Origin of the sequence: Paracidovorax anthurii (assembly GCF_003269065.1) — a bacterium.
Classification (GTDB): Bacteria; Pseudomonadota; Gammaproteobacteria; order Burkholderiales; family Burkholderiaceae_C; genus Paracidovorax; species Paracidovorax anthurii.
In genome coordinates this window covers 1-7,730 of record NZ_QLTA01000098.1, presented here as the reverse complement: position 1 = coordinate 7,730, position 7,730 = coordinate 1, and the positions used below count along the sequence as shown (strand labels likewise).

Sequence of the window (7,730 nt, the reverse complement as noted above, 5' to 3'; positions counted from 1 at the left end):
GCTGCAAGCGCTCGCTGGGGCGGGTGCAAAGTGTGCTGACGGACAGCGGTTACACAGGCGAGCCCTTCGCGCAAGGCGTCAAGGACATCCTGGGTGAGCATGTGACGGTGCAGATCGCCAAGAGAAGCGAGTTGCACACCTTCAAGGTCATGCCCAAGCGCTGGGTGGTTGAGCGCAGCTTTGCTTGGCTGGACAAGAATCGGCGGCTATGGAAGAACTGTGAGCGATGGCTCAACACCAGCTTACAGTTCGTCCACTTGGCGTTTCTGGCTCTGCTACTCAGAAGATCGTAAACACGTTCTTAGCGTCTGCCCAACGTCCGTGCGATGCAGCCGCCCCCGGCGGCGGAAGGACTCTCGCGGCCTCTTCCCGATCGGCCTTGCGGTTACGGTACAACCGCCGCATGAAAGCCAAGTCGCTCCACGATCTCCAGCCGCTGCGCAAGGCCCTGGCCGACGCGGCTGCGCGGGAGGCACAGGCCCGCAAGGCCCGCGCCGAGGCCGAGCGCCGCGCGCGCGCCGAGCGAACGCTTTTCCAGGATGCGGTCGGCCCCGTGCAGCCGCTGCGCGGCCAGCGCGATCGGCGCTGGCATGCCCCCGAGCTGCCCGAGCCCCTGCCCGTGCAGCGCGAGCTGGACGAGGAGCGCGTGCTGCGCGAGTCCATCAGCGACGAGTTCGACGTGAGCACGCTGCTGGACGTGGACGACCAGCTCAGCTTCCGGCGTCCCGGCATCGGCACCGACGTGACGCGCCGCCTGCGCGCCGGGCACTGGAGCATCCAGCGCCAGCTCGACCTGCACGGCTTGCGCACCGACGAGGCGCGCGAGGCGCTGGGCGAATTCATCCGGCTCGCCCACCGCACCGGCCTGCGCTGCGTGCGCGTGGTGCACGGCAAGGGCCTGGGCTCGCCGGGCCGCGCGCCCGTGCTCAAGGGCCGCGTGCAGCGCTGGCTGGTGCAGAAAAAGGAAGTGCTGGCCTTCGTGCAGGCCCGCCCGGCCGAAGGCGGCGCGGGGGCGCTGGTGGTGCTGCTGCAGCCAGGCCGGCGACGTACCGCTCCGCCGGGCTAGCACGGCACAGTGGCCGCCCCGTCATCCCGATCGGGGGCGCACTCCCGGCATCAGTCCACGCATCTCCAGCCTCACGCCCAAGCCCCGGAGGTCATCGCTTTTGTGCAGGCGCAAGCGGCCCCCATAGGCCTGTGCGATCTGGCTCGCAATCGCCAGGCCCAGCCCGCTGCCCTGCACCGATTCGTCGAACCGCACGCCGCGCTGCCCGGCGGCCTGCAACTGCTCCGGCGTCATGCCGGGGCCATCGTCTTCGATGTCCAGCCGCAGGCTGGCGTGCTCGGCGCCCCCTTGCACCGAAAGCGTCAGCCGCACCCGCGATGCCGCCCACTTTCCCGCGTTGTCCAGCAGGTTGCCCAGGACTTCCTCCAGGTCGGCCCGCTCCCCGCGCCACAGCAGGGGGCCTGACGCGCGGTCTTGCAGCGCCCAGTCCAGCTCCTGCGCGGCATGCAGGCGCTGCATCATGCGCAGCACCTGGTCCACGCACTCGCGCACGTCCACCGCCGGCCCCGTGGCACCGGGATGGGCGTGCAGCGCATCGCTCAGGGTGCGGGCCTGGTAGCGGTCCACCAGCTGGGCCATCGCCTCGACCTGGTGGCGCACGTCGCTGCTGGGCACCTGGGACTGCGAACTCGCCTGCGCGCTGAGCAAGGCCAGAGGCTTCTTGAGGGCGTGGTTCAGATCCACCGCGTGGGCGCGGGCCCGGGCCACCACATGCGCGTTGTGCGCCAGCAGGCCAGCCAGCTCGTTCTGAAGGGGCTGCAGATCCCGCCCCGTGGGAGCGGCCAGGTGCTGCGCCACATCGGGCCCGGCGCCATCGGGTGCGCGCAGGGTTGCCAGCAGCGCTTCCAGGCGGCGCAGCGGCGCGAGCCCCACCCGCACCTGCAGCCATGCCAGTACGCCGGCCAGGGCCATCAGCACCATCCCGGCCAGCACCAGGGTGCGGTCGATCTGCCGCACGCTGCTCTGCCACTGGGCTGCGGGACCGTACACCGTCAATGCCACCGGGACGGGCGGCTGGCCCAGCGTGATGGGCAGGGTGAGCGCCAGCAGGGGCTCCTGCAGCGGCCCCGTGGCCAGGTGCAGCACGGCCGAGCCGCGCGCGGGTCGCGATTCGACGTGCAGGCGGTCCATGTCCCACAGCGAACGCGATCGCAGCACCTCGCGGCCCGCGCTGGCACGCCAGTACCAACCGGCGTAGATGGCGCTGAATTCGTCCGCGCCGCCCGTGGCCTCGCGCAGCTCCCCCTGGGCGCCCAGATGCAGCCGCGCGCCCACCCGCTGGGCTTTGTCGCGCAGCACCTGCTCGAAGCTGTCCAGCAGGCTCTGGTGCATTTGCCCACGCAGCCACAGCCCCCCGGCAGCCACCAGCAGCAGCATCGGAACCAGCGCCAGCAAGGTGATGCGCGTGGCCATGGGCCACTGGGCCAGCGTCAGCGCCCAGGCAGAAAACCCCCAGGCCGGTGGCGCCGGGGAGCTGGGCGCAGAGGGTTCCGGCATCTGGTCGAGGCCGCTGCCGCGGGGCGTCATCGCCGGCCTTGCAATGCCTCAGACCGGCACATCGGAGGTCACCAGACGAAACCCCTGGCCGCGCTCGGTCACCAGCTGCGGCACACCGCCGAGCTTGCGGCGGATGCGGCCGATCAGCACGTCCAGGGTGTTGGAGTCGGGATCGAGATCGCGCGCGTACACATGCTCGCTGATGTCGGTGCGCGTGAGCAGCCTGCCCGGGTGGTGCATGAAATAGGCCAGGATCTTGTGTTCCTGCGCGGTGAGCTGCAGGCCCTGCCCCTGCAGCGAGAAACGGCCCTGCACCACGTCATACTCCAGCGGGCCGGCGCGCAGCACCGCAGCGGCCGATCCGGCCGTGCGGCGCAGCATGGCCCTCAGCCGCAGCACCACCTCGTCCATCAGGAACGGCTTGGTCAGGTAATCGTCGGCCCCCGCGTTGAAGCCCGCGACCTTGTCGCTCCATCGGTTGCGGGCCGTGAGCACCAGCACGGGCCAGCCACGGCCCGCCTCGCGCCAGTCGCGCAGCACGCTCAGGCCGTCCTTGAGCGGCAGGCCCAGGTCCAGCACGGCGGCGCTGTAGGCCTCGGCGCTGCCGGCGAAGGAGGCGGCCTCGCCGTCGTGCTCCACATCCACCGCGAAACCCGCCGCCTCCAGGGCGCCCCGCAATTGCTGCGCCAGCGCCTCGTCGTCTTCCACCACCAGTATGCGCATCAGTTGTCCACTTTCTGCCGGGTGACTTCCAGGGTGACGGCATCGACTTCGAGTTCCAGCTTGAAGCCGTTGGGCTGCTGCAGCTCGACGCTGTAGTAGGGGCGGCGCCGGTGGTCGGTCTCCAGTTCCACCTCCAGCACCAGACCGGAAAAGCGCGGCCGCAGCGATTCCAGCATCACCGCCATGGACTTCGGGGGGGCCTGCACGGCGGCCGGCTCGGGCGGGTGCAATACCTCGCCCGTGCGCACGTCCATCAGCAGCTTCATCTCGCCGGCGGGCCTGTCCGAGAGCTTGACCTCGTAGACCGCATTGCCTTGCGCATCGCGCTCGAACTCGGCGTTCACCACGCGCGAGCCATGGCGCTGCTCCAGCTGCCTGATGTAGCGCGCCATCTGCGCCAGCGGGACGGGCTGCGTGGGCCAGTCGCGCTCCTGCGCCACCACGGAGCCGGTGGCCGCATCCACGAGCAATTCGTGCTTGTCGCCCCGGGCATCGATGAGCGTGATCTCGTAGCGGAGTTCGCCCTTGCGTCCGCGCTTGCTTTCCACATCGATGACGCGGCCGGCGTACTGGCGGCTGATGTCCGAAATGATGCTGTTGAGGGGCTTGAGCTGGCCATTGAGCACGCCGCGCCGCGCCGCATCCTGCTCGGCCGCCGGGGCCTGCGCGCACGCGAGCGCCACCGCCACGCAAGCCGCGGTCCGCAAAAAAGCGCCCGGAGTCCATTTTTTCATCGCGCGATTATTGCGGCCGCCATTAAACGGCCCATGAACGGGCGCTTCATGGTGGGTTTAGGAACGGTTGCACACACTGCCGCCAGATTTTTCCACCACCGCAACAACGAAGGGAAGCACCATGAAGAAGACCGTTATGACCCTGGCCATCGCCGCCGCAGCCGCAGTAGCCCTGCCCTCCATGGCCTGGGCCATGAGCGCCTCCGAAGCCGTCAACGTGATGGCCCAGAACCACTACGTCGCGCCGCACGACCTGCAGAAACAATACGGCTACTGGACGGCCGACGCCGTCTCCAACGACGGGGTGCGCGCGACCGTGCTGGTGAACGATGCCAACGGCAGTTTCACCGCCGTGCGCAAGAGCGACATCGGCGGCGCCCTGCCCAGCGTGGAACAGGTGGCGCAGCGGCTGCGTGCCAGCGGCTACGCTGTCGTGTACGACGTGGAACTGGACGACGGCTTCTGGGAGGCGAAGGCCCGCCCATCGGCCAGCCAGGGCGAGAAGGTGGAGCTCGTGCTGCACCCCGTAACGCTCGAGGTGCTGAGCCAGGTGGGGCGCAGTGGCGGCACGCTCAACAACCAGCCGGTACTCAGCGCCGACCAGGTGCGGCTGGCGCTCCAGTCGGCGGGCTACACCCGCATCCGCGGCATCGAATACGACGACGGTTTCTGGGAGGCCGAGGCCACCAACGCCGCCAACGTGCCCGTGGAGCTGCGCGTGGAGCCCACCACGGGCAAGGTGCTGAGCGAAAAGCTGGACGACTGAGGCCGACGCGCCCCGGCCTCGCCGCCTCCACGTCGGCGGGCCCGGCACAGGCCCGCCCGACGCGGGCCGCTTATTTCGACAGGTCGATCTGGTACTTGGACGTGCCCTTGCCCGAGCCATCATCGGCCGCGAGCAGCGAGACGTTCGCCAGGCCGGTGGCCTGCGCCACGGCCAATGCGCTTGCACCCGAGCTGAACACCACCGGGCCGGCCGTGGTCGCCTTGGTGAAGCGCCAGCTCCTGGCGGCGCCGTTGGCGGTGCGGGTGACGGCAGGGTTCTTGCGGATGTAGTCGATCACCACGTCGCGGTTGGCATCGGGCGATGCCCAGATGGTGCCGGAGCCGTCGAGCTTGTCGATGAAGCTCTTGCCGCTGGTGGCGCGGTAGTTGTTGGTGGCGATCACGAACTCCTGCGCGGTGTTGATCGGCTGGCCCTTGTACGTCAGGTTCTTGATGCGGCTGCCGGTGGCCTGGGTGACGTCGATCTCGTATTGCACGTCGGGGCTCGTGAACATGTCGAAGTTGTAGCCCGGGAAGGTGCTGATGAGCGACTGCTCGGCGGTCTTCGCCGGATCGATCTGGTTGAAGCGCTTGGCGGCGGCCTCCAGCCAGTTCTTGATGTCGGCGCCGTTCACCTTCACCGCATACACGGTGTTCGGGTAGAGGTACAGGTCGGCCGCGTTGAAGATCGCGAGCGGGCCGGCGGCCACGTCGGTGTAGTCGGCGCCGCCCTGGAAGCCGGACTTGAAGGGCGCGCTCACCGAGAGCACCGGCAACTGCGCATATTGCGGCAGGTTGGCCTGGATGTAGGCCGACACATAGGCCTGCTGCGCCTGGTTCACGATCTGGATCGCGCCCGGGTCGCCCACGTCGGCGAACAGCGTGCTCATGCGGAAATCCGTGCTGCCGATCGGCGTCTTCACGTAGCCGATGGTGGCCTGGTGCTGCGACTCGACCAGCGGCGCGATGGTGGAGTCGGCGCTCACGTACACGGCCTTGCCCGCGGCATCCTTGCCGGTCTGGATGTTGCGCAACTCGCTCTTGCTTGCGGACTTGTCCACGCTCCAGGCCTTGCCGTCCCACTTCATCCTGAGGCTGATGACGCCAAGCGCCTTGCCCCACGAGCTCGCCATCACGGCCGGCACGCCGTTGATGGTGCCGGCCTTGTTGTCCACGCCGGGCTGGCTGTAGGCCGGGATGGCCGCCGTGTCGGGGAACACGCTGTGCTGGTGGCCCATCACCATGGCATCGATGCCCGCCACCTTCGAGAGATACAGCCCCGGGTTCTCCATCGTCGGCGTGTAGGCGCTCGCGTCGAGCCCGCCGTGCAGCAGCGCCACCACGATGTCGGCCCCCTTGGCGCGCAGCTCGGGCACGTACTTGGTGGCGGACTCCACGGCGCCTTCGGTGTACACCTTGCCATCGAGGTAGCGCTTGTCCCAGTTCATGATGCCGGGCGTGGTGAAGCCGATCACGCCCACCTTGATGGGCAGCTTCACTTCCTTGCCGTCGGTGCCGGTGGCCACCAGCGTCTTCTCGATCAGCGTGTAGGGCTGCACCAGCGGCTTGCGGGTCTTGCTGCTGTACACGTTGGCCAGCACCGTGGGGAATCCCGCGCCGGCGCATTTCTGCGCGGCGTCCACGCCCTCCACGTCCATGCCGCCGCCCAGCACCTGGTTGAGGAACGGCAGGCCGTAGTTGAACTCGTGGTTGCCCAGCGTTCCCGCGTCGAACACCAACGCGCCCATGGCCTTGTACATGGAGAGCTGCTGGCTGCAGGGGATGGTCTTCACCACGGCCTCGTAGTCGGCCAGGGCCGTGCCCTGGATGGTGTCGCCGTTGTCCACGAGCAGCGTGTTGGCGAACTCCTTGCGTGCCTGCCGCACCAGGGTCGCGGTGCGCTCGAAGCCGTAGGAGGGGTCGTCGGCCAGCTTGAAGTAGTCGTAGCTACGCACGTTGAAGTGCAGGTCGGTGGTCTCCAGCACGGCGAGCGTGGCGGTGGCACCCGCGTTGGCGTTGCTGCCATCGCTGCCGCCGCAGGCGGACAGCAGCAGCACCGAAGCCGCGCCCAGGGCACGCAGGGGCACGGAAGGCAGGCGGAAACTCATCGACGGGAAATGCGAAGACATGCAGGGCCCACAGGTAACTAAAAGGCACGAGTGTTGAGGCCCACCATGACATCGCCGTGAATCCCCCCCGGGCACGGCTCCCCTCTCCCGCCAGCTTCTGTGCCTAACCAGTGCCCTTTCCTCATACATTTGGATGCAATTCCATCGCCGGAAAGGGTTTTGCCGTAAAAGCTCCGGCCCCGATAATGCGCGCCAACAACAACGACTGGAAACAGTTGCTCGCATGACGAATCGTCGCGTAACAATTCAAACGCCTTTGGGAGAGGCGCTCCAGTTCCGGCAGTTGGAGGGAGTGGAAGAGCTCTCGGTGCTCTCGGCCCTGGAGATCGACCTGCTGTCCAAGGACAGCAGCGTGGACCCCAAGGCCCTGCTGGGGCAGACCAGCACCGTGGTGATCGAGACGGAGGGCCAGGGGCGCAGGTACCTGGACGGCATCGTCACGGCCTTCGGCATGCGCGGGCAGGACACCTCCGCGCAGTTCTCCTACCGCCTCACGCTGCAGCCCTGGCTGTGGCTGGCCACCCGGCGCACGGACTTCAAGATATTCCAGGAGATGGACGTGCCGGCCATCGTCGAGCAGGTGCTCTCGCGCTACGGCAAGCCCTTCACCCGGCGGCTCTCGCGCGGCTACCGCACCCGGCCCTACACGGTGCAGTACCACGAGAGCGACTACCAGTTCATCTCCCGGCTGTGCGAAGCCGAAGGCATCTACTGGTACGTCGAGCACGAGAGCGGCAGCCACACGGTGGTCTTCGCCGACGACGTGGTGGGCTCGCACAGCCCGCTGCCCGGCGGGCACGTGATCCCCTTCTACCC

At 68.4% G+C, this 7,730-nt stretch carries 8 protein-coding genes; 4 read left to right on the top strand and 4 right to left on the bottom strand.

Annotation, left to right across the window (positions count from 1 at the left end; genetic code table 11):
* Together AX018_RS23955 and AX018_RS23950 are read left to right on the top strand one after the other, a co-directional pair.
* The coding region (locus tag AX018_RS23955) for a transposase (protein ID WP_146749439.1) at nucleotides 1-293 on the top strand (293 nt) is incomplete at its 5' end.
* Nucleotides 294-403: 110 nt separating this feature from the next.
* Complete coding sequence (locus AX018_RS23950) at nucleotides 404-1,066, top strand: Smr/MutS family protein (RefSeq protein ID WP_111882742.1); 663 nt, start codon at nucleotides 404-406, stop codon at nucleotides 1,064-1,066.
* Between the two features lie 21 nt (nucleotides 1,067-1,087).
* Here AX018_RS23950 and AX018_RS23945 read toward each other — a convergent pair whose 3' ends face one another.
* Genes AX018_RS23945 through AX018_RS23935 form a run of 3 tightly spaced genes read right to left on the bottom strand, consistent with a single transcriptional unit; the run spans nucleotide 1,088 to nucleotide 4,020 of the window.
* Nucleotides 1,088-2,593: a sensor histidine kinase gene (locus tag AX018_RS23945; protein WP_245951824.1), complete on the bottom strand. Its 1,506-nt coding sequence runs from the start codon at nucleotides 2,591-2,593 to the stop codon at nucleotides 1,088-1,090.
* Nucleotides 2,594-2,611: 18 nt separating this feature from the next.
* The gene (locus tag AX018_RS23940; protein WP_111882739.1) at nucleotides 2,612-3,286 is read right to left on the bottom strand and encodes a response regulator transcription factor; all 675 of its coding nucleotides are present in this window, start codon (nucleotides 3,284-3,286) and stop codon (nucleotides 2,612-2,614) included.
* Nucleotides 3,286-4,020: a PepSY domain-containing protein gene (locus tag AX018_RS23935; RefSeq protein WP_111882736.1), complete on the bottom strand. Its 735-nt coding sequence runs from the start codon at nucleotides 4,018-4,020 to the stop codon at nucleotides 3,286-3,288. The genes AX018_RS23940 and AX018_RS23935 overlap by 1 nt, the downstream gene beginning before the upstream one ends.
* 121 nt (nucleotides 4,021-4,141) lie before the next feature.
* On the opposite strand from AX018_RS23935, the gene AX018_RS23930 reads away from it, so the two are divergent.
* Complete coding sequence (locus tag AX018_RS23930; protein WP_111882734.1) at nucleotides 4,142-4,786, top strand: PepSY domain-containing protein; 645 nt, start codon at nucleotides 4,142-4,144, stop codon at nucleotides 4,784-4,786.
* 70 nt (nucleotides 4,787-4,856) lie between these two features.
* Here AX018_RS23930 and AX018_RS23925 read toward each other — a convergent pair whose 3' ends face one another.
* Nucleotides 4,857-6,914 (bottom strand): bifunctional 2',3'-cyclic-nucleotide 2'-phosphodiesterase/3'-nucleotidase, encoded by a 2,058-nt coding sequence (locus AX018_RS23925; RefSeq protein ID WP_111882731.1) that lies wholly within the window; start codon nucleotides 6,912-6,914, stop codon nucleotides 4,857-4,859.
* Nucleotides 6,915-7,137: 223 nt separating this feature from the next.
* On the opposite strand from AX018_RS23925, the gene AX018_RS23920 reads away from it, so the two are divergent.
* On the top strand, nucleotides 7,138-7,730 hold a 593-nt coding region (locus tag AX018_RS23920; RefSeq protein ID WP_146749438.1), incomplete at its 3' end, for a type VI secretion system Vgr family protein.

Excerpts from the sequence above, each read along its gene's own strand:
- AX018_RS23950 (WP_111882742.1), top strand. The coding sequence starts at position 404 with ATGAAAGCCAAGTCGCTCCACGATCTCCAGCCGCTGCGCAAGGCCCTG.
- AX018_RS23945 (WP_245951824.1), bottom strand. The coding sequence starts at position 2,593 with ATGACGCCCCGCGGCAGCGGCCTCGACCAGATGCCGGAACCCTCTGCG.
- AX018_RS23940 (WP_111882739.1), bottom strand. The coding sequence starts at position 3,286 with ATGCGCATACTGGTGGTGGAAGACGACGAGGCGCTGGCGCAGCAATTG.
- AX018_RS23935 (WP_111882736.1), bottom strand. The coding sequence starts at position 4,020 with ATGAAAAAATGGACTCCGGGCGCTTTTTTGCGGACCGCGGCTTGCGTG.
- AX018_RS23930 (WP_111882734.1), top strand. The coding sequence starts at position 4,142 with ATGAAGAAGACCGTTATGACCCTGGCCATCGCCGCCGCAGCCGCAGTA.
- AX018_RS23925 (WP_111882731.1), bottom strand. The coding sequence starts at position 6,914 with ATGTCTTCGCATTTCCCGTCGATGAGTTTCCGCCTGCCTTCCGTGCCC.